The organism is Halorubrum sp. SP3, assembly GCF_005435195.1.
Taxonomy (GTDB): domain Archaea; phylum Halobacteriota; class Halobacteria; order Halobacteriales; family Haloferacaceae; genus Halorubrum; species Halorubrum sodomense.
The window spans coordinates 1-565 of sequence record NZ_SGTU01000267.1; the positions used below are offsets into that span (position 1 = coordinate 1).

1 protein-coding gene is annotated in these 565 nt (G+C 56.1%); it reads right to left on the reverse strand.

All coding sequences use genetic code 11. The features are described from left to right. The coding region (locus tag EXE42_RS16515; RefSeq protein WP_241988428.1) for a MarR family transcriptional regulator at window positions 1-328 on the reverse strand (328 nt) is incomplete at its 3' end. Window positions 329-565 lie beyond the last annotated feature (237 nt).

The following is a 565-nucleotide window of genomic DNA, read 5'->3' on the forward strand; positions in this document are numbered from 1 at the left end:
TCTGCTGGAGCGTCTCCTCCGCAGCGAGCAGGTTGTGCTCTGCCAGGAACTCCCGCCCCTCGTCGGTCAGGCCATAGAACTTCCAAGGGTAGCCCTGCCGGCGATGGTCGTCGTCCAGGGCAACCTCTGTGACGATGCCGGCGTCGATGAGTTTCTGGATGTGCTTGTAAACGGTGGCATCGCTCACGCTGGGGTTGAGCTCCTCAAGCTCGTACATCGAGGGCAGCTGGTCGGGATGCTGGAGGATGTTGTTAATCAGCGCGAACCGCGTCTGTTGGGTGACGAAGTGGACGAGTTTGCGTTGGGTCGTGTCGTCCTTCTCGACCAAACTGGCGCCGATAGCTGCGTATTCGACTGTGAGTGTCAAAGTAGTTTACCCCTGAGTAAACTACGAATCCCAATCTGCTTAACCAACAATATCGTCCTATTGTCTCCTGTGTTGGTTAATAGAACCGACCACCTCCCCACGACTGATAGAGACGCAATCACTACCTTGGTTCCCCGCAGATACACTCGTGTCCCTGTCGGGATCGCCCAATAACGTACGCATGAATCTCGGTGGCGA